Source organism: Sphingobacterium sp. MAE (assembly GCF_056711605.1).
The window spans coordinates 3405975-3429047 of the sequence record NZ_CM160044.1 but is presented as its reverse complement, the minus strand read 5'-3'; the positions used below and the strand labels follow the sequence as shown (position 1 = coordinate 3429047).

Genomic DNA, 23073 nt, shown 5'->3' with positions numbered 1-23073 from the left:
TCGAATCTGTTGTTGCTTTATCCTCCGTAGGAGCTACTTTTTAAAGTTGCAGATAAGGTTTTGTTGATGTTTTCCAACAAAGGATACACCTCCTGATTAGCGTGAGTTTCGTAAAACTCTAACTTGGCCGATCCCTGTAATAATTTACGGACACGCTGCTCATCATTCACACCTGGTAATTCAATTAAAATACGGTTTGTACCTTGTTGAATCTGGATGTTAGGAGAAGCAACTCCAAACTTATCAATACGTGTACGAAGTACTTTGTATGAATTTTGGATAGCATTGTCAGCTTCTTTTTGTAAAAAAGATTCCAATTGTCTATCAGAGTCCCCCGCTTTGATTAAAGATGCATTATCTTTAGTCGCGAAATAAGTTGAGAGTGGAGTCGTACTACCCGTAGCTTTATATTCTTCAATGAATAAATTTACTAGAGATTTTTGACTTGTTTTACTTTTCGAAATTGCAGCTGTAAGTGCCGCATTGAATTTCTCGTCTTTAGGATTATCTGCTAAGTTACGAATCAACTCATCGATTGAGATTTCCATCGTCACGTTCATACCTCCTTTTAGATCCAGTCCTAAAGCCAATTCTTGTGCTTTAGCTTCTCTGTAGGTGTATTTTGCAAAACCTAAATTGTAAACAACCTCGCCAGCGATAGAGTCTAGGTACGATTTTTCACGTGCCATATCTCCTTGTGCATAATTCTCAGCATCACGCTCAACTTTGCGGGTTACAAAAGTGAATGATAGGGCGTATAGACATGCTATAGATACCGCTATCACCAAAAATTTAATCAGCCCTTTACCTTGCATCGTCTGTTTTTAGTGTATTAGTTTGATATTATATGATATAATTGATAACTCATTCTTGTTTGAAAATTACAATTCTCCAAGAATGCCAAAGGTATAAAAATTTTGTAAAATGAAAAGCTTTATTTGATTAAGCTTATGATAAAAAGCGATTAATTTACAATCAATAGGTTACGCTATTTACTTTAAATAGAAAAAGCCTCCCTTTTGGGGAGGCTTTTTTATGCATCATGCAATTCTACCTATCTTAATGTATATTTAATACCGAAAGAAAAAGTGGATGCATCAAAATCATTACCGTGATTTAATCTCCAATCTGGTTTCCAATCTGCGTGAAGACCGATAGGTGCTGCAGGAATTTTAAATTCCAAACCTAATTGTGGACGTAAAGCTACCCAAGTTTGGTTATCGCCAGCATCAATAAATGATAACTGTGCACCAATACCTGCATACCAACCTAAACCGTTAGTGCCTGAGAATGGTCTTGCATATTGGTAATCAGCTCCAACTGCAACAACATGGTCATCAAACATAATTTGTGCTTGACCATTATTTGCACCACCCATAGATTGTTTGTATTGAACACCCCATAAATCACCTACTGTACCATCAAATACAACACCGATAGCCGCGCGTTGTGGTGATTGAGCTTTAGCCTCTTGTGCTCCTAATGCTAATATGGCAACTGCAGCCATTGATAGTAATACTTTTTTCATAATATGTGTTTTTAAATTCAATTCAGACTTAGTGTGCAAATAGCTTGCCAAAAGTTGTAAGTAGAGATTGAGGACAAGAAAAAATAAGGGAATGCAAAAGAATGTTGAAGGATGCCGTTAACGATCTTGATTAAGGTAATATTTTGACAATGAGTTATTAAGTTGTTTTTTTTGAGGTAAGATCATTGCGATAATCGGCATGATGTCACCAACTATATTCATTTTTTTTCTTTATAAAAATTGATCCATTGTTATTGGAACACAACAAGAAGTCTATAGATATACCTAATAAATACACAGGATCAGCGGTGCGGATCCCTGGAGTGCGGCTATAGATAGAGCAATATTCATCTAAAAACACAGGGTCGTTTGATATGGATGATCTAGACCATAAAATATGAGCGATTTGCTCGCTTATATAATTACGATATTAAAAAGCCATGGATGGTCTACAGAATTATGTAGAAGTGGTATCAGGTTGAAAAAATGTTGTGGTAGATCTTGTTTGTCTTTTTAAAATGTGATCATTTTATCTAGCCAGCTATGTTAAGCTTAAGTTATATTAATCATTTCAATGTAATTAGTCAAAATAATTTTCGTTTTTCATGAATTATTCTTAATTTTGCCTGGCAAATAGAAAACCCAATACATATTTGCCATGCAATTAGATCCACAAAAATTCGTAGCAGAAGGACTTACCTACGACGACGTATTATTAATTCCAGCTTATTCTGAAGTTTTACCACGTGATGTCGATACAAGTACTTTCTTGACAAAAAAAATCAAATTAAATATTCCATTAGTTTCTGCGGCAATGGATACGGTGACGGGTGCTGATCTAGCGATTGCGATTGCACAAGCGGGCGGTATTGGTATGTTGCATAAAAACATGACGATCGCAGAGCAGGCGGCAGAAGTACGTAAAGTAAAGCGTTCGGAAAGCGGCATGATCCAAGATCCGGTTACGTTATTGGAAACAGCAACAGTGGGTGATGCTTTCAAAATTATGAAAGATCATAAAATTGGTGGTATTCCGGTAATCGATGTTGAGGGTAGGTTAGTTGGAATCGTGACTAATCGTGACTTACGTTTCCAAAAAGTCATGAGTCAGCCGATCGCCTCATTGATGACGAAAGATAATCTGGTAACCGCTCCTGAGGGTACCGATCTAGTAAGAGCAGAAGAGATCTTGCAAGACCATAAAATCGAAAAACTTCCAGTTGTGAATCATGAAGGTATCCTGAAAGGGTTGATTACTTTTAAAGATATTCAAAAATACAAGCATTATCCTAATGCTGCTAAAGATACGCACGGACGTTTATTAGTCGGTGGGGCAGTTGGAGTCACTCCTGATACATTAGATCGTGTAGAAGCTTTAGTAAAGGCTGGTGTGGACGTAATTACGATAGATACTGCTCATGGTCACTCAAAAGGTGTTATCGATAAATTGAAATTGGTAAAGGCAACATTCCCTGATCTACAGGTAATCGTTGGAAATATTGCTACTGGTGCAGCTGCAACAGCGTTAGCTGAAGCGGGTGCAGACGCGGTAAAAGTTGGTATCGGACCTGGATCAATCTGTACCACACGTATCATCGCAGGTGTTGGTGTACCTCAACTGTACGCGATCTATGAAGTAGCACAGGCACTAAAAGGCACTGGAGTTCCTTTGATCGCAGATGGTGGTATCAAACAAACTGGTGATATCGCTAAAGCAATTGCTGCTGGCGCTTATACCATCATGGCTGGTTCATTATTTGCAGGAGTGGAAGAAGCTCCGGGAGAGACGATCATTTATGAAGGACGTAAATTTAAGTCATACCGCGGGATGGGATCTATCGAGGCCATGGAAAAAGGATCTAAAGATCGTTACTTCCAAGATGTTGAAGATGATATCAAGAAATTAGTTCCAGAAGGTATCGTTGGTCGAGTTCCATACAAAGGAACCTTAGCTGAGGTGGTATACCAATACATGGGCGGATTGAAGGCTTCAATGGGCTACTGTGGAGCTGCAACTATCTCGAAGTTGCAAGAAGCACAATTTGTACGTATCACAGGTGCGGGATTGCGCGAATCGCATCCACATAATATTTCGATTACAAAAGAAGCTCCTAACTACAACAGTAGAGGTTAATACCGAATAAACAAAAAAAGGTCAGCAAATATAAGCTGACCTTTTTTTGTTTATACTTCATCTGTTTTTCTTCTCAGGTAGTTATAGATTTCAATTTGTGAACGACAAGGTTCCTTGTCATTTGTAACGTATCGGTTGTTCAGTTCATTGTTTAAAATACGGGCCTTTACATTATCACGCAGCTGGATCTGCAACATATCTTTGATTTCATCCCTGATTTTTTTACTGCTGATTTTGACGGCTGCTTCTATGCGGTGATCCAAATTTCTAGTCATCCAATCTGCCGAAGAGATATAGGTCACTTCTTTGCCCGCGGCATAGAAATACATGACCCGAGCATGCTCTAAAAATTCGTCAACAATACTGATCGCGTTGATTGGTTTTTTAAATTTTGTCTGATTGGTTGCGCAGTAAATCCCTCGTACGATCAGATCAATCTGTACCCCAGCTTCTGCAGCATCGTATAATTTTTTGATCAGAATACGGTCGCTGAGCGAATTTACTTTTAAGATGATACGTGCTTTTCGTCCCGCTTTCACTTCCTCGATTTCTTTATCGATATAGTGAATGATTCCATTGCGCATATCTGTCGGACAGATGAGCAGGCTATTGCAATTTTTAATGACCTCAGCGGGATTGCTTTTTGGTTTTTTTAGGAAATGAAAGACTTTGTTAATATCTGCCATGACGCTTCTATTGCTGGTCAGTAAACAGTAATCGCCATAGAGCTTGGCTGTCTTTTCATTAATGTTGCCCGTACTTACAAAACCATATTGAATCGTTTTGGCACCTACTCTCTTTTTAATGATACAGAGTTTGGCATGTACCTTTTTATTAGGAACACCTGTTAAAACTCGAATACCTTCAAGTTCTAGTTTTTCTTTCCAATACAGATTGTTCTCTTCGTCAAACCGTGCTTGAAGTTCAAGCATAACGGTGACGTCTTTACCATTTCTAGCGGCATTGATCAGTGCGTTGACGATTTTACTATTGGAGGCAAGTCGATAGGCAGTGATTTGAATGGTCTTGACATCTGGATCCATTGCTGCCTCGCGCAGTAGATCGATCACGGGGCGGAAAGTATGGTATGGAAACGAAAGCAAGATATCTTTTTTGATGATAATATCTGTAATCCGCTGTGTTTTGTTCAGTTGAGGATGTGTAAATCCAGGATTTGTAATGGGCAGGTTGGGTTGCTTAAAAACATTTGGAAAGTCCATAAAATGTTTGAAATTATGAATTTTCTGACCCGGTATAATATTATCTTTTTTTGTTAACTGTAATTTCTTGATTAAAAATTCCACCAGCTTTGGATCCATTTCTTTATCAAAAATAAAGCGGGTCGTTTTACCTTTTCTCCTATTTTTGATGCCTTTGGATATTTTTTCAGCCAGTGTGGTATTGATATCATTGTCTAGGTCAAACTCTGCATCTTTAGTGATTTTAAAGACATGTGCATGAAATTCATCGAATCCAAAATAAGAAAAGATATAGGGAAGATTGAATTTGATGATATCCTCTAATAAGATAATATGTTTTTCCTTTGCCGATGCAGGCAGGATTACAAAACGCCCGTTTAAGGTCGTCGGGATTTCGATAATTGCAAATTTTGTTTCATATTCCCATTCTCGTTTGCGCATGGAGATACCCAGATAAAGACTTTTATCTCGAAGATAGGGCATAGGGCGGCTATCATCCAGCAATAATGGGATGACGTTAGATTCGACTTCTTCCGAGTAAAAGTTACGAACAAATTCTTCCTGTTTGAGGTTGAGTTGGCTGGCATCTTTGATGTAAACATGCTGTTGTGCCATTTCTTTTTGTATCAACGCCCAAAAATTATCAAATTTTTTCTGCTGTTTAATGACAATGGTATTGACCTCATCGAGTATGATCTGTGGATCTTCAAAAAAGGAGGTGTTCGCTTCCTTGTCTTTGATATCGATTGCGCGTTTTAAGCCCGGTATGCGTACTCTAAAAAATTCGTCCAGGTTATTGGAAAAGATTCCTAAGAATTTGATTTTCGAAGGTAGAGGGACTGTTTCATCAGCAGCTTCTTGTAGCACTCTGCTATTAAAACTTAACCAGCTTACATCTCTAGGAATGAATTTTCTTGCCATATTTTTTTAATACTTCTTTTTATTCGATTAGCCTCAAATGTAAATTTACTTAATTAATGTAGTATTTTAATAGTATTAAATAATTGTTAAATCTACGTGTAGTAACAACTCTTTAATACTATTAATGGGTCTATTGATCTGTTATACGGACCTGAATTCCCGTTGAATGGGATGACATTTCTGGTGCATATAGATTTTGGATACTGGTGATTCCATTTGAAAATATACCCGCATTATTTGCTCTCAATTCGTATTCAAATACATAGCTTCCCTGTGGTAAATAGTCGATAAAGAAATTCGTTGCGGCATCTTTTGTGCTTTCATAATAACCAAAACCTTGTTTGTATTGATAGGTTGACGTGACATTGGTGGGTTCAAATCCGGATGCGCGCATATCTTTTAGATGGATGAATGACAGACTTCTATCGGTCTTTATCGTAATACGTACTTTGACAATATCTCCCAGTTGAATGGGTGTTGCAGCTGTTATGGGTACGAGTACTTCTTTCAACTGTACAATTTTCTTGAGATATAAATCTTTTTGTAAGTTAATGGTGGAAGAGGCGGACTGTATCTGATCTAATTGCTCAAAATACTGATAATATAAACCTCCCAGTGCAATACCTGGACTTGTTTTTGAAATCTCTACGTGACCAAGTGCTGGTTTAATTTCTTTTTTCAGCCAACTTTCTTTTATATAACCAGAACCAATCTGTTTTGATATCTGAATGTTATCTAATGGCTTTCCTGCTACTTTTATCGTCATTGCTTCTGGAGCATCTAACCAGTTTTCACCATAGTTGATTAAGGCATCAACAGCTGCAACCGTCGCTTTGGTTGAATTCCAGTGACGTACTTGCTTATTTTTGATCAGCCAGATCTTCATGTTTTCAATGGCTTTTTTATCTTGGCTTACTTCGTCAAACGCTTGTATCAATTGGGACTGTGTCTCGATTGGTGCTTCGTACCAAGACCAGCCGGCCTGATTTTGATTCCAGTACATGCCTTTTTCGACTGATTCAACAGATTTTTGTTGCAATTGTTTGATGACCAGTGCAGCGGATTCTTTTAAGTTGTAGCGGTTTAAAATTAGGGCTACTTTGGCTTGTGTAGCTATACTATAGTTAAGCTTGTCCTTATCGATCTCCTTTATAAAATAGGCAATAGCTGCTTCCAATGGTGCATTTTTCTCCACAGCAGGAGAGCTGCTTCTGACCAGTAGATATTCGATACCTTGATCAATACTCGGTTTCAGCTTATTGTCTTGCTGGTAACGAGACCAATGATATAAAATCTCATTGTCTAAAAATGCGATGCCTTTTGTCATAATCGGTTTAACAGTATTTGTTAAATCAAATTCGGCAATGATTCCTTTGGCATGCAATTTATTGATCCCATTAAGAATATAGGTCGAGATGTGGAAACTTTCATTGCCTCCGGGGTACCATGAAAAACCACCGCGTGCTGACTGTAAGGCCGCCAGTTTGGCTATATCGGTAGTCAAGGTGTTTTTAAGCGTATTTTGATCAAACAGAAGCGCAATATTCTTCATGGTTTCTTCTTCATTAATTGCTTCTTGTAACCAAGGTGTTTCTTGGATCAGGATCGCTTTCAATTCTTCATTGATGCGTAATTTTGATTGCAGCTGCTGCTGATCTTTCCATCGGTCAAACACAAGCTTTATTTTTGGATGCTGATTGACCAGATGGGCAGAAAATGAGTTGAGATAGAATTTGCTAAAAATAGATTCCGATGATTCATATGGGTATTCATTGACATAGGGTAGAGCAAATAAGGCATGGTAGATCGGATTGCTGGTTAACTCCAATGTATAGCGATAGGGTTGGGCTGTGGTCGAAGTATGTTGTAAATTTTTCATTTCAAATGACTTCGACTGCCCTTCTCTGACAGCTATAGGAAGTGTTTCTGTAACCAGCATGCTGTTTTTTAAAACCGGGATAGTCGACTCTTCACCATCAGAGAAATTACCGCCTTGTGCCACGATACGATAGGTGATTGCTTCCATATTTTTAGGAACCGTTATTTCCCAACTGGTACGCTCACTTCCTTTGGCGGTGACCATAATTTGTTTTACGGGTATTTTTACCGTTAATGGAGTCATCGTCATGGCATCAAACAGTTCTAGGGTAACGGATGTTTTTAAATCATGTGTAGATAAGTTATTGACTTGAGCTTTGATTGTTATCTGATCGGCTTCTCTGAAGAATCGGGGCATATTGGGTACGATCATCAGATCTTTTTGTGTTTCGACAAAATCTGTATAGTTGCCGATAGCCAGTTCTTTACTGTGCGCGATTGCCGTAAACTTCCAACGGGTTAAACTTTCTGGAGAATCAAAGCTGAATGCAGCATGTCCATCTTTATCTGTGCGAAGTTGAGGTAAGAAAAATACAGTCTCCTGTAGATTTTTACGGATCTGAATGGGGTTTTCGTCTTTATTTGTATTGATCTGCTGTTGACCGCCTGCTGCTACTACCACTACTTCTTCCAGCAAAGGAGATGCTGCATCCGATTGGTCGGCACTCTGTGTGATGGCCTTATCGGCACGCATTTTAGCTTCTGGCACGATGCCCATTGCTTTGTTAGATAATGCTCCTCTGATCATAATCGATCCTGTAGAGGACATGCGTCTGGTACGGCTAAAATCATCGTTATTGATATTGAATCCAAAATTCTTAAATCGATCGTAATCCAATGCCGTACTAAAATTAAACTCTGCAAAATTTTGGATTGCAGTACTTCTACTCAGATTATTGTAATACGACCAACCTCGATAGGATGGATAAGAATAGGGGTTCAGATAAAATGAAAAATCATTGCTTGTCACATCTTTAAGCTTATCCAGGGATGCATCGTACATATTGACCAACAGTTCCGAAGCAATCTGCTCGCCTTTTTTTCCTTTAATGACCAATTCCCAAGTCTCTTTTTGTCCGGGATAGAGTTTGTTTCTAAAGGTCTTTGTTTCAATGACAAGCGCAGGGATATCTTGCTTTACAGGCAATACAACAGTTTTGCTGAAGAGCTGACCATTTTTAAGTCCTGTGAAATTTAAAATCAAGCTATTCTTATTTGTTTTAGGGATCTTAATTTGAAAACTTGTTTTCGTTTTTGAAATGACTTTAAAGTCTATTTGTTCATCTTCGGAAGAAGTCATGTTCAGCTGCAGGAAATCAAAATCCGTCTTGAGCGTTATTTTAGCCAGATCTGAGATTTGATAATTCGGCTTATCAGCTGCAACCATCAACGGAGATTTTTCATCTGACTGCAGGTTATCGTTGGTAATTTCCATAAAACGTTCACTGCGGATCGTATCTTCAGCAACAATTGAAATTGCCTCCAATTTATATTTACCGACTAGATCAGTCTGATTAGGAAGTTTGATCTTATTGGATCTTGCGAGATCAAACTCCGTTTCATAAACAACGGTATAGCTGTCTTCCTTTTTATATTCGCTACCATAGGGTTCATATGGAAATTTTGCTAGAAATTCGTTCTCAGGTATACTATTGTAGTAACTAAAATCATGCGTGATATAAAATGATGGCGACACGATAAGACGTGGGTTTTCTATTCTTTTTTTCAGCATAAATTTACCCGATGCTGGAACTTTTTGTCCAGATAGATTAAGTGCAGTGATGGTGATCGAATCCAGAGCACGAGCATCACTTTGCTCAGGACCATCTATCAAAAGTGTAAAGGGAATATTTCCAATCGTTAGGCTGGTTGTACTTTCGTTGGTTTCACCACTAGCATCCATAATGGAAGCTTCGATATGGAAGGATTGTGTATATCTCAACTTACTGTCAAACTCTTCGGGTATCTCACTTTTAAAATTAATCTTAAAGTTTCCTTCATTATCCGTTTTTATGGTATCGACTTGGATGATCTCACTCAGCGTACGGTTTATTATTCGATCGTAAACATCATAAGGTCTCATTCTATTTTCTATTTTGTTGATGGAATAAGCAACAGTAGCATTGGATACTGCAACTCCGCTAAAAGTTTTCGCCTTTCCTGTGATGGATATGGAGTCGCCCAATGATTTTTTATCTTTAAACTCGTCAAAAGTTACTTCAAATTTTGGACGTTTGTACTCCTCCACGCTGAAGTTATAGTTTTGATTGATCCCATCGCCTGTAATTCGGATATCATATTGACCGGTGATATTTCCTGTGTTTAGGACAAAGGAACCTGCTACTGAACCAAATTCATTGGTAACCAGTGTCTTTTCGTCAACACGTTGATTGTTGGTATCGTAAAGTCCTACGATGATGCGTTTGTCTGGTGTAGTGGCGTATTTCGTCTTGTCGTAATTCTTGTATACAATCGTTTTGAAATAGACAATCTGACCAGGTCTATAGATGGATCGGTCGGTGAATACTTTTGCATCGTAACGGGTCTCTTCATGGTCCTTCACTGTCGGATAATAATACGAATTGAAAGGAATGAACACCGGTTCATCATTAATTCTTAAAAATAAATTTCTATTTTGGTTTTTATTGTTAAAAATACCATTCTTGTCCGTGCTTTCAGCTACTTGTAGATCAAATTTATCTTGACGTAGGTTGTAAAATTTTAAAGAGGCATTTGCTTGCTGCGCACCTGTCTCGCGATCCACGATCAGTACAATTTGATCCTCTTGCAGCATCGCATACTTACTGTAATTTAACTTTAAGTAACCGTAGCAGTCCTGTGCGTTATAGCCCTTTTCTAGTGGAGAAGAGGCGTAGACAATGGTATAAGTACCTGCTTCTAGTGCTGGAAGCAGCAAAGTTGTTTCGTGACCTACCTGATCTTTAAAATCTTTGACTTCAAAAATGCCTTCTTTTACGGTGATATTATGCTGGATGAAGGTGTTGATATTGTCCCACAGTGTACTGTCATTAGCTCGACGTATGTCCGACTGAAATTGATCTAAAATATTTTTTGGACGTATTATTTTATAGTAGATTTTATTGGTGTTCTGGTGTGTGACCTTCATCAAAGCTTCTTTATTTGCGGTAGTAGTTGCTTTAGATTCGAGTGTGATAACGGGTTTAAAGATGTTTTGACGAATCGAGGTGAGGTAATCTTTTGTGCTTACACTGTCGGCAAGAGGTAAGTATGTTTCTATCTTTTTTAATAAGATATCGATATGTTGCTGCTGATTGACTGCGACGGTATTTGCCTTATTTTTGTAGATGTTGATGTTATCTACGATCATGATTTCTTTAAGTGCCGTATGATTATAGGTTGCGATCCAATTTTCTAAAACCTGTACTCTAGAAGAATCTTGGGTGTTTTTCCTCCGTAATAATTGGTATTTATTGAATAGATAAGCATCCGTATTTTTACCTTCATGGATGTTGACTAGATCTTGGTATAAGCTATCCACTTTTTGGGTATTGCGATCTGCTTTATTACGAGATAAAGAAATTTGGTAGGGTTGATTTTCTTGCAGTAGATCAATATAATCGTAGACAGCAATGTCATATAGCGTCGGTAGGTAAGAGGGATTTGGCGACTCAATGAGTTTGATCCATTTACCTTTAGGCTCCTGCAAGAGCATGTCTTTTTCTATTAGGGCATTTTTATACAAAGATTTGATCTTCTCTTCAAATTGTTTACTTGTCCAAAAAGTAAAATCTTCTTTCGTACCGCCTTGTACTTCCGTACGTTGATTGATGCTGTAATAATTAGTGATAAAATAATCGTTATAATTACGAGCTTGTTGAATGGTTAAAATAGCTTGCGCAGTTTTATTCTTAAGCTGTTTAATTTTGAGATCAAATTCTTGAATGACTTTTAACTTGATATCCGAATCATCTGAGGTTTGTATGTTTACCTTTTGGCGATATAAAAAAGCTTTTACTTGCTCATCATACCAATCTTTTTTCACAGCCTCGGCTTCGATTTTAGTCAGGATAGGGGATATTTCTTTCCAAAATTGATTGTCAGCTAAACTATCTATCTGCTTCCAGAGTAGTGATAGATTATGTTTCTTTTGTGCGTCTGCGTGTGATATGCACAATAATGTGAGGATGAAAAGGAGTATTTTTCTCATGATAAAGCCTATAGAAAATAAAAAAAGAGAATACGATCTGTATTCTCTTTAAACTTAGATAAATTTACTTGGATATACAATACAATTGCATGGATATCAATACCAGTAATTTTGGATGAAATAGTACTCGTCGATATTTCACGATCCGATCTGCGTATGAGGCATCTCGTGAGCTGTTTAGTTTCTTTCTGAGGATTACTCAATTTAAATCCTCATGTTGTTTGTTATTTATTTGTTCCTGATTTTTTGGAGATCTGAATGGCTTGAAACTGCTTTCCATCATAGTGTGGAGCCTCTACCGTAAGGGAAGTAGGATAGGGGGCGTTTTTATCAAAAAAGTAAGCCGTTGTGGAACTTCCATAATCGTTTACAGGGAGCAGATCAATACATGCCTGATAGTCTGCTTGCGCTGGATTACCGACTGAAATCGCATATATGCGAATGATGCCACCTTTATTTTGCTCATTTCTGACAAATGCCACTTCCTTAAAATCACCAGGAAGATCTTCAATTCTTTTTTGTGTAAAGGAATCCTTGAGCATAAATGCTAAGATTGCTAGAATGGGTATGATGATTAACCATACCCTTTTATTTTTTTTCATTAAACGGAATGTAGTTATAGTGATATGGTAATTCCTAATAGTTTGTAAAACTCCTTTAGGATAGCTTGGTGACCTGGCCACGCTGGTGAAGTAACCAAATTGCCATCAACGATGGCTTGATCTGCAGGGATATTTTTCCATGTTCCTCCTGCCAGTTCAATATCTGGTCCTACTGCGACGTAGGCTGTCAGTGTACGACCTTGAAGTACTTTGGCTGCTGTCAATACTTGGATACCGTGACAGATCGCAGCTACTGGCTTATTGTGGTCAAAGAAATATTTCGTTATTTCTAAGACGCGTTTGTTTAAACGGATATACTCTGCCGAACGACCGCCCGCGATATAAAGACCATCATATTCTTCCAATTGTATCCCATCAAAATCTTTATTGATTGCAAAATTGTGTCCACGCAACTCTTTATAGGTTTGATCTCCTGTAAAATCATGGACAGCAGTAGGTACTACATCACCTTTTTTGCGATCTGGCGCAACGGCATCGACATGAATACCCACTGCACCCATCGCCTGAAAAGGAACCATCGCTTCGTAGTCTTCTACGAAATCACCGACAAGTAATAATATTTTCTTTGCCATAAATTTATATTTTAATACTTCCAAGATACAAAAAAAGTCACAGATGACTATGACTTTTTCTGTTAAGTTTTGATTAATCTAAAGAAGCTGCTTTCTCTTTAAGCGCACGTTTGGTCGCTCGTACTTTAGCCTCCAATTTGCTTCTATACTCGATATTGGTCACGCCTTTACCGGCCTCAAAATTACTTCCAAAATGAGGTAATGAAAAGGAGTCTAAGTACTTCTGCGCCATCCCATGCAATTCTATTAACCGCTGTGGTCAGGACAGTAGATCCACCCATCGGCCCAGGACTGGTAGCCAGTAAAAAAACAGGCTTGCCATTGAATGTTTTGCGATCTGAAATGCGTGAAACCCAATCAATGATATTTTTATAGCCCACATTATAGGATCCATTATATTCTGCTATTGATATGAGCAAGAAATCGGCTTCATCGATTTTAGCAGCAAAATCAAGTGCTAACTGCGGAATCCCAGATTCGATTTCCCTATCGATCGAATATAAGGGCATCTCGTAATCATTTAAATCTAAAATATCGATGACATCGTCTACTTCTTTGTAGTATTTGGAAACTGAAGTAACAAATGTTTTGTTAATGGAATTTCTGCTATTACTAGCAGCAAATGCTAATATTTTCATGCTATAGTTAAATTTTGATGTTCAAACGTACAGTATTATTTTTATGATTTTGTCAAATCAATGTTGAAACGTTTAAAATGATGTATTTATTGACCTAGATCAAGATTAAAGCGTTCGTACATCCCTAAGAAACCGGTCAGACCTCCCGTGTGGATGACCAGTATGCGGTCATCTGTTTTAAAATAATCTTGTGCGATTAAATCATCGAGAGCAAAGAAAAGTTTACCGGTATACGTAGGTTCAATCATGATACCTGTACGCGAGACAAAGTGTTCAACAAATTGGATCAGCTGCGGTTTGGTTTTTGCATATCCTCCAAAATGATAATCGGTATGTAAGGTTACGGGAGAGGCGTGGGGATGTATTTTTTGAATTTCATCTTGAATAAAATCTCCTCCTTTCAAAACTGGAATGCCATGCACCTGTGTTGGCAAGCCTGCTGTGGATACGGCATGTTGAATGCCTGCAATTGTTGTTCCTGTTCCGCAGGCACAGAAGATATGATCGTAGGTGTCCTGTAGGGAAGATACAATTTCTTCACATCCCTGTGAACCAAGGGGACCATGTCCACCTTCGTCAATGAAATAAGCTTGGGGATCTTGATGGAAATGTGTCTCGAAAAGTGCGGATTTGTGTTTATAATCGGAGCGATCGGTATAGATGAGCTCCATCCCGAATAATCTGCACATGGCAAGGACTGGATTATTTATTCCAATATCGGCACGTAAGAAAGCTGTTGTTTTGAAACCAAAGGTGGCACCTGCACAAGCTGTTGCCAAAATATGATTAGACCATGCACCTCCAAAGGTGACCAAATGATTTTTATTTTGTGCTAATGCAGCCTGAATATTGAACTTTAATTTTCGCCATTTATTACCAGATATAAAGGGATGAATCAGATCATCGCGCTTTATGCTGACCTCTATAGACTTTTTTTGCCAGTCTGGAAGGCTTATTTTCTGCTCGGGGCTATAAAAATTAAAAGATATCATACACTATTATGTACAAAGTTAGTAGATTTTGTATGAATTAGGTTATTTTTGTACGATGGCTGAAAATTTAGAGTTACAAGAGCAAGATGATCAAGAGTTATTTGAGCATTTGCGTATAGAGGTAGATAAAGGACAAGCGTTACTGCGCATCGATAAATTTCTGATGAATAGAGTAGAGAATGCATCTCGAAATAAAATTCAGGCTGCTATTGAAGCGGAGTCCGTATTAGTAAACGAAAAGCCTGTAAAGGCAAGTTATAAAGTGAGACCGCTTGATGTCATCACTGTAGTCTTGCCAGATCCCCCAAGGGATACCGAAGTTTATCCAGAAGATATTCCTTTGGATATTATTCATGAAGATAATGATGTTTTGATTGTCAATAAAGAGTCGGGTATGGTCGTTCATCCTGGTTTTAATAATTATACTGGAACATTGGTCAATGCTTTAACGCATCATATTCAACAATTACCACAGTTGCCCGGCAATTCGGATCGTCCAGGCTTAGTGCATCGGATCGATAAAGATACTTCAGGATTATTGGTGATCGCTAAGAACGAAAAATCAATGACGCACCTAGCGAAACAATTTTTTGATCACAGCATCACCCGAAAATATATCGCGTTGGTCTGGGGAGATATTAAAGAAGATGGTACTATAACGGGCTATATCGGACGTCATCAAAAAGATAGACGTATCATGGCAATGTATGATAACGAAGCCAACGGACGCTGGTCGGTGACTCATTATCGGGTGCTGGAACGTTTGGGATATGTGACGTTGATCGAATGTCAATTGGAGACTGGAAGAACACACCAGATCCGTGCACACATGCAGTCGATTGGACATCCTTTATTTAACGATGCTATGTATGGAGGTGACAAGATTATTAAAGGAACAGTCTTTACAAAATATAAGCAGTTTGTAGAAAATTGTTTTAAAATATTACCTCGTCAAGCTCTTCATGCACAGGTAATTGGATTTGTGCATCCAAGTACGAAAGAAAATGTTAAATTTGAAGTACCATTGCCAGAAGATTTTCGTTTAGGATTAGAGAAATGGCGCAATTATGCAGCTTTATCAAAACCAACTGAGGAATAATAATACGTATACTTACGATGCCAACAACATATATCAATTTTAACGGTAACATAGTACCAGAAGAACAAGAAATTTTCTCTATCGAAAATAGAGCAGCACGTTATGGCGATGGCTTGTTTGAAACGATGCTGTTTAAAGATGGTGAAATTAGGTTCTTAAACTTTCATGTGGAAAGATTACAAAAAGGAATGACGGCTTTGCATCTTGAAGATGCCAATCTGTTTGATGAATTTTTCTTTCGCTCAAAAGTTGAAGAACTGATACGTAAAAATAATATGGTCGGTCAGCTCGTTCGTATCCGCTTGACCGTGTTTCGGAATGGTGGTGGTTTATACAGTCCCACTACGAATAAACCTTCCTATGTCTTTCAAGTGTCCAGACCTGAGCCCAATCTAAAGGATAAAAAGGTAGGCTTGATCGTCGATTTATATACGGAATATAAAAAACCATTTAGTGATTTATCGAAAATTAAATCCCTAAATTCTCAGATTTATGTTTTAGCTGGTATCCACAAGAAAAAGATGGGTTTTGACGATGTGCTGTTGTTGAACCAAGAAGGATTTCTTTGTGAAGCGCTGAGTTCAAATATATTTGTACATTATGAGAAGACGCTCTATACGCCTGCTCTATCTGAAGGATGTATTGAAGGGGTGATGAGACGTGTTGTGATCGATATGGCGATAGATGAGGGGATAGAAGTGGTAGAGGCTCAAATAAGTCCACAGATCATGAAGGAAGCTGAAGAGATTTTCTTGACGAATGCTGTTCAAGGTGTACAGTGGGTAATGGGATATAAGCAAAAAAGATATTTTAATAAGATATCCAGAATATTGCAAAATAAATTGCAAAGCTGGAATTATAATGATGCGGAATAGCAGTATATAATAGCTGTTTTTTAAACAATTAAGCTCCTAAAATAATCTATATTTTAGGAGCTTAATTGTTTTATGGATCTAAAGGTATGGCTATTTTATTTATCGTGCTCGCATCTATTGGCGGCGATAGATCACAATAGACTATTTTTTAGATTTATTTCTCTTGACCAAGAGGTAAGAGAAATAGAGAAGGACCATCCAGATGGGGATCAATTCTACCGGAACTTTCATCCCTGTGATCCACATAATAAAAAGCACTGCGATTAAAAACAGGATGCAGATGTAATTGCTAAGGGGATATAGAAAGGATGGAAATTTGGTCTTGATGCTTCGCTGTATTTTATCTTTCTTAAAGTAAAAATGCGTGATGGTAATCATCACCCAATTGATAATTAATGAGGATACTACTAATGACATTAAAATTTCCAGAGCATCTTGCGGCATGATTTTATTGATCACCACGCAGATGGCGGCAAATAATGCTGAAACAAGGATCGCATTGACAGGAACATGATTTTTACTTAACTTATTTAGAAACTTTGGCGCATTTCCCTGACTTGCTAAACCATAAAGCATTCTACTATTGCTGTAAACACTGCTGTTATAGACAGATAAAGCAGCCGTTAATACAATTAAATTCAATACATTGGCTATTAAACTTGTTGCATACACCGTTTTTCCAAATATGGAAAATTGAAAACTTTTTAACGAGTCAAATACGGTCACAAAGGGGCTTGTGTCGGCAGTGATCTGTTGCCATGGCGATAGTGCAAATAAGATAATCAGGGCTCCGACATAAAAGATCAAAATCCTGTAGATCACCTGATTGGTTGCTTTTGGAATATTCTTCTCTGGATTTTCAGCCTCTGCAGCGGTTATACCGACTAATTCTAGACCTCCAAATGAAAACATGATCAACGCTATTGCTGCCAGTAGTCCTTCATAGGTACCTTCACTATTTTGAGATAGCCATCCTTTTGGAAAAAAGCCACCATCATTATACAAGTTGCTGATCGAGGATTGTGGGCTTCCTGTACCACTGATCAGTAGGTAAGATCCGAATACGATCATCGCAATGATGGCAATGACTTTGACGATGGAAAACCAAAATTCGGCTTCTCCGTACACCTTGACAGAAGCGAGGTTGAGCGCATTAATAATAAAGAAGAAGAATAGGCTAGAAGTCCAGAGTGGTATTTCGGGCCACCAAAATTGGATGTATACACCTATAGCGGTCAATTCAGCCATGCTGACCAATATATACAGTACCCAATAATTCCAGCCAGAAGCATATCCAGCAAATGATCCCAGATATTTATTGGCGAAAAAGCTAAAACTTCCAGAGACAGGTTCTTCAACAACCATTTCACCAAGTTGACGCATAATGAAAAATGCGATAATACCTGCTAATGCATAACCTAAGATGACAGAAGGACCGGCTAGTATAGCAGCCTTACCAATACCTAGGAATAGTCCCGTTCCAATTGCACCGCCTAAGGCGATCAGTTGAATGTGTCGATTTTGGAGACCTCTTTTTAATTCGTTATTTTCTTTTGGAGTTTGATCCACGTATTTGTTTTTTTATAAAGTGAATATACGGGCTAATTTTTAGATAAGCTAATATAGTATTTATCTAGAAATAATAAGACATGAAGTGTGTATGTTGACACGTGATCAGATCAATTATGGCCTATTATTATTCAAAATTGATGATGTACCGATCTAAAAGTAGGGTTGTTAGGGAGACCATATGGAATGCAAAAACCGTTGACATCTGATATGAACAACGGTTTTTGCTGATTGACAAATATCTTATTGCAAGGTGTAAAACCCAGGCAATATTGACGTTATGAATTATTTTTTTTCTTGAACATCGGGTTGCTTCATATCGCAACCACAACCTTTTCCACAGCTTTTCTTACCACTAAATGAAGCACGCATGGATTTTGAAAAATAGATTACTGCCGCAATAATAATTGCTCCAACGATGATATATTGAATAATTAAATTTGTCATAATATATTATTTTAATGCCTGATAGGCGATCAAAGCTGCGATATAAGCCAAGCCTGTCATAAAACCCAGTTGTATCAAGGTCCATTTCCATGATGCGGTTTCTTTTTTTACAATTGCAATTGTACTCATACATTGCATGGCGAAAGCGTAAAATAGTAACAGGGAAACTCCTGATGCAAGATTATATGCCGGTAGGCCTGTATTTCTGTTTACCTCAGCTCGCATTTTACTTAATATGGTTCTTTTAGAAGCGTCGTCTTCAATATCTGCATCATCACCGATACTATACACTGTAGCCATGGTCCCAACAAACACCTCACGTGCTGCAAATGACGATATCAGACCAATTCCCATTTTCCAATCATAGCCCAATGGCTCTACAATAGGCTCAATTACCATGCCCAGATAACCTAAATAGGAGTGTTCTACTTTGTAAGAGGAGATTTCATGATCGAGGTCTTCATCGGATAGGTTAGGGTTATTTTGCGTGACGATCTCTTCTGCATTTTTAAATTTGTCGCCAGGCCCAAAACTTCCGAGCGCCCATAAGATGACTGAAATGGCTAAAATAATTTTACCGGCACCAAAAACAAAACTGGATGATTTGTCCCAAACGTTTAAGAACAGATTCTTCCAATCCGGGAATTTATAGGTCGGCAATTCAAAAATCAAAAATGACTTATGTTTTGTTTTAATGATTTTATTGAGCAACCATGCTGATCCCAATGCAGCTAAAATACCTAAGATATAAAGCGCAAAAAGAATCATTCCCTGAATATTAAAACCTAAAAATTTGGTATCAGGGATCACTAATCCAATGATCACGATATAGATCGGTAGTCGTGCAGAACAGGTCATAAACGGTGTCACAAGCATCGTTACCAAACGTTCTTTACTGTTTTCAATATTACGTGCAGACATCACTGCTGGCACAGCACAGGCAACACCTGAAATCAAAGGGATGACAGATTTTCCGTTTAGTCCAAAAGGTCTCAACCAACGATCCATCAAGAATACGACACGGCTCATATAACCTGTTTCTTCCATTAGGGAGATAAAGATGTAGAGGATGACGATCTGAGGAACAAAAATAACAATCCCACCGATACCCTTAATAATACCATTGGACAGCAAATCAGGAAGAGGTCCTGCAGGCAATGTGCTCTGTACATATGCTGCCAAATCCGCAAATTGAGTATCAATGAAATCCATCGCTGGACCCGACCAGTTATAGATCCCCTGGAAGATCAAAAATAGGACTCCAAAGAAAATCAGGTAGCCCAAAACCGGGTGTAGGAGAATTTTGTCAATACCATTGGTTACGCTTTTTGAATCTAGATCTTTTAAAACGATGGTACTTAAAGCCTGTTCCAGATTTTTGTTTCGCTGTACAGATTCTTGTTTTTGAAGTACTTGTGGACTGACGTTGTGATTTTTTCTAATATTTGCTAATGCTGCATTTTTTTCATCCGAGAGAAACTCTACATTGCCTTTGGCTAAATATTGCCATGTGCTGTATTCGTTTTCCAGTGGAAACAGTTTTTTTGCTTCGTCTACCGCTAAAGTGTATTCGGTAGGGATATCAAAATTGCCAATATATAATGGGGGTACAGCATCAAAAGCAGCGATCAGTTTGTCAATCCCTGCGCCGGTTCGCGCATTGGTCTGAAAAACCTTAGTTTTTAACAATAGTTCCAGTTTAGCAATATCAATCTGAATTCCTTTTGTCTTTGCCTCATCGATCATGTTGATGACGAAGATGGCAGGTAGGCCCAGTTCTCGTGCTTGTTGATAAAGTATGATCGATCTTTTTAAATTGGAAGGTTCTCCAACGACAACGATTAAATTTGGTTTTAATTTGTTGTTTTGATCGACAAGAATATTAAAGACTACCTCTTCATCCAACGAGTTTGGAAATAAAGTGTAGGTACCCGGTAAATCAATGATTTTATATGTTTTGTTGTTCGCAGTTAATGAGCCTTCGCGTTTTTCAACAGTAATACCAGGATAGTTTCCAACTTTCTGATTGAGTTTTGTAATACGATTAAACAGGGATGTTTTACCCACATTCGGATTCCCCAAAAGTGCAATAATAGGATTGTTCATTTATTTTGGATCGATAATGATTACCTTGGCTTCAGATTTTCTGATAGCAATCAATGAGTTACTAGCAATTATGTTTAGACACATTGGACCATTTAATGGGGCAATATGTTTGACTTCAATTTCGGTCCCAGGGAGGAATCCCATTTCATAAAACTTAGCGGGAATGTCATTCGAATTCAAATCAACTATGATCGCTCTTTGTCCCTTTTTTAGCTTGTCTAAACTAGATTTATCGCGCATTATTTCTGTGAATATGTAATTTTCAAATATAAGAATTTAATCTGATTTAGAATGATTCTAATATAATTCTTATACATTTATGATAAATATGTGATATATTTAAAATATGAAAATTGATGAAGCCATACAAGTGAATAAATTTAGTACGGAGTGGCAACGCGCCACTGTTAACCTATTGTACACAAGTAACTGGGTAACTGCGCTTTTAGAGAAGCGGGCGGAACAGAAGCAAATTACATTACGTCAATTCAACGTCTTACGGATATTACGAGGGCAATTTCCGACTCCTGTTACTAATAATTTGATAAAATCAAGGATGTTGACCAATACGCCTGATATATCCAGATTGATAGATCGATTGGTTATTAAAGGATTGGTCGATCGCTGTAAGTCCAATGCCGATAAGCGTGCTGTCAATCTGTTGATCACAGAGGCTGGGCTCAACGTTTTGGAAGAATTGGAACAAGATATGCTCTTGAATGATATATTGCCTAATCATCTTTCAGAATCGGAATGTCTCCAATTGAACGAACTTTTAGATAAATTTAGAGGAAGCCCAGATCCTGAAATAAAAAATATTTAATGATGATGATCATCATGATCATGACTGTGATCATGATCATGGTTTATTTCTTGTGGATGATCGCCAGATGAATGACTGTGGTCATGTCCATCAAATAGAAAATTCATCAGTGCTATTGCAACTCCAACAAAAACAGCGATCATTTTCTTCTTATTGAATTTATGGTGATCTGCAGATCCCGATTCAAATAATATCGTTGTTGATATATGTAAAAATATACCAATGACGACAGCCATGATTTTATCAAAATACTGTTGAATATTGCCAATTTCTCCTGTACTGATCGCTTTGCTGAAGGAGAAACCCAGTGGGGTCATCGCCGCAAAAACAATTAAAAGTGTCGTAATACTCCTTTTGGAAAGATGTGTGCTGATGAGCAAACTCCCCAATGCGAATGCTGCTGGAATATGGTGGATCGCGATACCAAAAACCAACTCTGTTTGATGAGTTGCCGCCAATGGCATACCTTCTAAGAAAGCATGTAGACATAAACTGATCATAATGCCCATGGGGAAAGCATGATGATGTCCTTCTTCATGATGCAAATGGCCATGCTCGATACCTTGAGAAAACTGCTCTAAGATGAGTTGAAACAAAAAACCACCTAAGACATATATCCCTAATATTTCTGCATCCGTAGTACGTGTCTGATATACATGAGGTATCAGGTGCAAAACGGTGATTGCAAATAGATATGCACCACTAAAGGATAGTATTAATTTAAGTAAATTCGTATTATTTCTTTTGACAAAGAAGACCGCCAAACCACTCGCTAATGCGGAGAAAAATAGAATACTGACTAAGATGATTGCGCTCATTTGGCTATTACAGGATTAAAGAATTCTGGTTTTATTTTTTTAAAGATATATCCCATTGCTAAACCGATCAATATCCCTAAAATGGCTCCACATAAAATATCAAATGGATAGTGAACACCCACATAAATCTGCGATATGGAAATTAATGTCGCCCATGTGATACATAACCACATCGCATGTTTCCATTTTCTTCTGAATAATACGATCCAGAAAAATGCTAGAGCAAAATGATTGGTCGCATGTGAAGACGTGAAACTAAAACCTGAACCACATCTCACCCGAATATTGACCTCTTGTTTAAATACAATATCATTGCATGGTCTTACGCGCTTAATTGATTTTTTAATCAAATGGGATGATACTGCATCCGATGCTCCAAATGTAGCCAATGTCATGACGACAATCAGGATACCTGTCTTACCGTAGGTCTTGATGAAGAAAATAACCAAAAACAAGTATAAAGGTGCCCAAGTATATGGATTTCTTAAAATAGGAAGTAGCCAATCGAAAATCGGATTACTTAATCCTTGATTGATGGCTAAAAAAATTTCTTGATCTATATGTACTATTTGGTCAATCATGTTGATGTATTAAAATTGAAATTATTTTGATAACAGTTCGTCGCGATCTGAATTCAAATGTATAAATAATTTCAATTTGAT

19 protein-coding genes are annotated in these 23073 nt (G+C 37.8%); 4 read left to right on the top strand and 15 right to left on the bottom strand.

Features of this window, described 5'->3' with window-relative positions; all coding sequences use genetic code 11:
- Positions 1–17: 17 nt before the first annotated feature.
- Both AC06G9_RS14760 and AC06G9_RS14755 read right to left on the bottom strand, forming a co-directional pair.
- Positions 18–815 (bottom strand): hypothetical protein, encoded by a 798-nt coding sequence (locus AC06G9_RS14760; protein WP_480956578.1) that lies wholly within the window; start codon positions 813–815, stop codon positions 18–20.
- Between the two features lie 239 nt (positions 816–1054).
- Positions 1055–1528: a hypothetical protein gene (locus tag AC06G9_RS14755; RefSeq protein ID WP_045753874.1), complete on the bottom strand. Its 474-nt coding sequence runs from the start codon at positions 1526–1528 to the stop codon at positions 1055–1057.
- 658 nt (positions 1529–2186) lie between these two features.
- Here AC06G9_RS14755 and guaB point away from each other — a divergent pair.
- Complete coding sequence (guaB, locus tag AC06G9_RS14750; RefSeq protein ID WP_045753873.1) at positions 2187–3662, top strand: IMP dehydrogenase; 1476 nt, start codon at positions 2187–2189, stop codon at positions 3660–3662.
- Positions 3663–3712: 50 nt separating this feature from the next.
- On the opposite strand, the gene ppk1 is transcribed toward guaB, so the two are convergent.
- The 7 genes from ppk1 to AC06G9_RS14715 form a co-directional block, all read right to left on the bottom strand.
- Positions 3713–5782: a polyphosphate kinase 1 gene (gene ppk1, locus AC06G9_RS14745; protein ID WP_434440562.1), complete on the bottom strand. Its 2070-nt coding sequence runs from the start codon at positions 5780–5782 to the stop codon at positions 3713–3715.
- Between the two features lie 130 nt (positions 5783–5912).
- Positions 5913–11849 (bottom strand): alpha-2-macroglobulin family protein, encoded by a 5937-nt coding sequence (locus AC06G9_RS14740; RefSeq protein ID WP_480956577.1) that lies wholly within the window; start codon positions 11847–11849, stop codon positions 5913–5915.
- A 224-nt stretch (positions 11850–12073) separates the two neighbouring features.
- Complete coding sequence (locus AC06G9_RS14735) at positions 12074–12451, bottom strand: hypothetical protein (protein WP_480956576.1); 378 nt, start codon at positions 12449–12451, stop codon at positions 12074–12076.
- A 14-nt stretch (positions 12452–12465) separates the two neighbouring features.
- Positions 12466–13044: a DJ-1/PfpI family protein gene (locus tag AC06G9_RS14730; protein WP_045756135.1), complete on the bottom strand. Its 579-nt coding sequence runs from the start codon at positions 13042–13044 to the stop codon at positions 12466–12468.
- Between the two features lie 73 nt (positions 13045–13117).
- Entirely contained in the window at positions 13118–13276 is a 159-nt protein-coding gene (locus AC06G9_RS14725; protein WP_480956575.1) for a hypothetical protein, read from the bottom strand.
- On the bottom strand, positions 13227–13682 hold the full coding sequence (locus AC06G9_RS14720) for an NADPH-dependent FMN reductase (RefSeq protein WP_480956574.1): 456 nt from the start codon (positions 13680–13682) through the stop codon (positions 13227–13229). Before AC06G9_RS14720 ends, AC06G9_RS14725 begins: the two co-directional genes overlap by 50 nt.
- A gap of 86 nt (positions 13683–13768) precedes the next feature.
- Positions 13769–14674, bottom strand: a complete 906-nt coding sequence (locus AC06G9_RS14715) for a 1-aminocyclopropane-1-carboxylate deaminase/D-cysteine desulfhydrase (protein ID WP_293927548.1) — start codon at positions 14672–14674, stop codon at positions 13769–13771.
- A gap of 55 nt (positions 14675–14729) precedes the next feature.
- Here AC06G9_RS14715 and AC06G9_RS14710 point away from each other — a divergent pair, with 55 nt between their 5' ends.
- Positions 14730–15773 (top strand): RluA family pseudouridine synthase, encoded by a 1044-nt coding sequence (locus AC06G9_RS14710; protein ID WP_094772498.1) that lies wholly within the window; start codon positions 14730–14732, stop codon positions 15771–15773.
- Between the two features lie 17 nt (positions 15774–15790).
- Positions 15791–16648, top strand: a complete 858-nt coding sequence (locus AC06G9_RS14705; RefSeq protein ID WP_045752983.1) for an aminotransferase class IV — start codon at positions 15791–15793, stop codon at positions 16646–16648.
- 141 nt (positions 16649–16789) lie between these two features.
- On the opposite strand, the gene AC06G9_RS14700 is transcribed toward AC06G9_RS14705, so the two are convergent.
- From AC06G9_RS14700 to AC06G9_RS14685, 4 genes are all read right to left on the bottom strand, one after another.
- Positions 16790–18217 (bottom strand): amino acid permease, encoded by a 1428-nt coding sequence (locus tag AC06G9_RS14700; protein ID WP_045752982.1) that lies wholly within the window; start codon positions 18215–18217, stop codon positions 16790–16792.
- 285 nt (positions 18218–18502) lie between these two features.
- Entirely contained in the window at positions 18503–18664 is a 162-nt protein-coding gene (locus AC06G9_RS14695) for a FeoB-associated Cys-rich membrane protein (protein WP_248753255.1), read from the bottom strand.
- Positions 18665–18670: 6 nt separating this feature from the next.
- A complete protein-coding gene (gene feoB / locus AC06G9_RS14690) occupies positions 18671–20770 on the bottom strand; it encodes a ferrous iron transport protein B (protein WP_480956573.1) in 2100 nt (699 codons plus the stop codon).
- On the bottom strand, positions 20771–21010 hold the full coding sequence (locus AC06G9_RS14685) for a FeoA family protein (RefSeq protein ID WP_045752980.1): 240 nt from the start codon (positions 21008–21010) through the stop codon (positions 20771–20773).
- A gap of 106 nt (positions 21011–21116) precedes the next feature.
- Between AC06G9_RS14685 and AC06G9_RS14680 the strand changes: the two genes are divergently transcribed.
- On the top strand, positions 21117–21593 hold the full coding sequence (locus AC06G9_RS14680; RefSeq protein WP_045752979.1) for a MarR family winged helix-turn-helix transcriptional regulator: 477 nt from the start codon (positions 21117–21119) through the stop codon (positions 21591–21593).
- On the opposite strand, the gene AC06G9_RS14675 is transcribed toward AC06G9_RS14680, so the two are convergent.
- On the bottom strand, positions 21590–22411 hold the full coding sequence (locus AC06G9_RS14675) for a ZIP family metal transporter (protein ID WP_260948930.1): 822 nt from the start codon (positions 22409–22411) through the stop codon (positions 21590–21592). The two genes, AC06G9_RS14680 and AC06G9_RS14675, sit on opposite strands and share 4 nt — an antisense overlap.
- The gene (locus tag AC06G9_RS14670) at positions 22408–22992 is read right to left on the bottom strand and encodes a phosphatase PAP2 family protein (protein WP_045752977.1); all 585 of its coding nucleotides are present in this window, start codon (positions 22990–22992) and stop codon (positions 22408–22410) included. Before AC06G9_RS14670 ends, AC06G9_RS14675 begins: the two co-directional genes overlap by 4 nt.
- Between the last annotated feature and the right edge of the window lie 81 nt (positions 22993–23073).

Coding starts and splice junctions, on each gene's coding strand:
- AC06G9_RS14760 (WP_480956578.1), bottom strand. CDS start 815: ATGCAAGGTAAAGGGCTGATTAAATTTTTGGTGATAGCGGTATCTATA.
- AC06G9_RS14755 (WP_045753874.1), bottom strand. CDS start 1,528: ATGAAAAAAGTATTACTATCAATGGCTGCAGTTGCCATATTAGCATTA.
- guaB (WP_045753873.1), top strand. CDS start 2,187: ATGCAATTAGATCCACAAAAATTCGTAGCAGAAGGACTTACCTACGAC.
- ppk1 (WP_434440562.1), bottom strand. CDS start 5,782: ATGGCAAGAAAATTCATTCCTAGAGATGTAAGCTGGTTAAGTTTTAAT.
- AC06G9_RS14740 (WP_480956577.1), bottom strand. CDS start 11,849: ATGAGAAAAATACTCCTTTTCATCCTCACATTATTGTGCATATCACAC.
- AC06G9_RS14735 (WP_480956576.1), bottom strand. CDS start 12,451: ATGAAAAAAAATAAAAGGGTATGGTTAATCATCATACCCATTCTAGCA.
- AC06G9_RS14730 (WP_045756135.1), bottom strand. CDS start 13,044: ATGGCAAAGAAAATATTATTACTTGTCGGTGATTTCGTAGAAGACTAC.
- AC06G9_RS14725 (WP_480956575.1), bottom strand. CDS start 13,276: ATGGCGCAGAAGTACTTAGACTCCTTTTCATTACCTCATTTTGGAAGT.
- AC06G9_RS14720 (WP_480956574.1), bottom strand. CDS start 13,682: ATGAAAATATTAGCATTTGCTGCTAGTAATAGCAGAAATTCCATTAAC.
- AC06G9_RS14715 (WP_293927548.1), bottom strand. CDS start 14,674: ATGATATCTTTTAATTTTTATAGCCCCGAGCAGAAAATAAGCCTTCCA.
- AC06G9_RS14710 (WP_094772498.1), top strand. CDS start 14,730: ATGGCTGAAAATTTAGAGTTACAAGAGCAAGATGATCAAGAGTTATTT.
- AC06G9_RS14705 (WP_045752983.1), top strand. CDS start 15,791: ATGCCAACAACATATATCAATTTTAACGGTAACATAGTACCAGAAGAA.
- AC06G9_RS14695 (WP_248753255.1), bottom strand. CDS start 18,664: ATGACAAATTTAATTATTCAATATATCATCGTTGGAGCAATTATTATT.
- feoB (WP_480956573.1), bottom strand. CDS start 20,770: ATGAACAATCCTATTATTGCACTTTTGGGGAATCCGAATGTGGGTAAA.
- AC06G9_RS14685 (WP_045752980.1), bottom strand. CDS start 21,010: ATGCGCGATAAATCTAGTTTAGACAAGCTAAAAAAGGGACAAAGAGCG.
- AC06G9_RS14680 (WP_045752979.1), top strand. CDS start 21,117: ATGAAAATTGATGAAGCCATACAAGTGAATAAATTTAGTACGGAGTGG.
- AC06G9_RS14675 (WP_260948930.1), bottom strand. CDS start 22,411: ATGAGCGCAATCATCTTAGTCAGTATTCTATTTTTCTCCGCATTAGCG.
- AC06G9_RS14670 (WP_045752977.1), bottom strand. CDS start 22,992: ATGATTGACCAAATAGTACATATAGATCAAGAAATTTTTTTAGCCATC.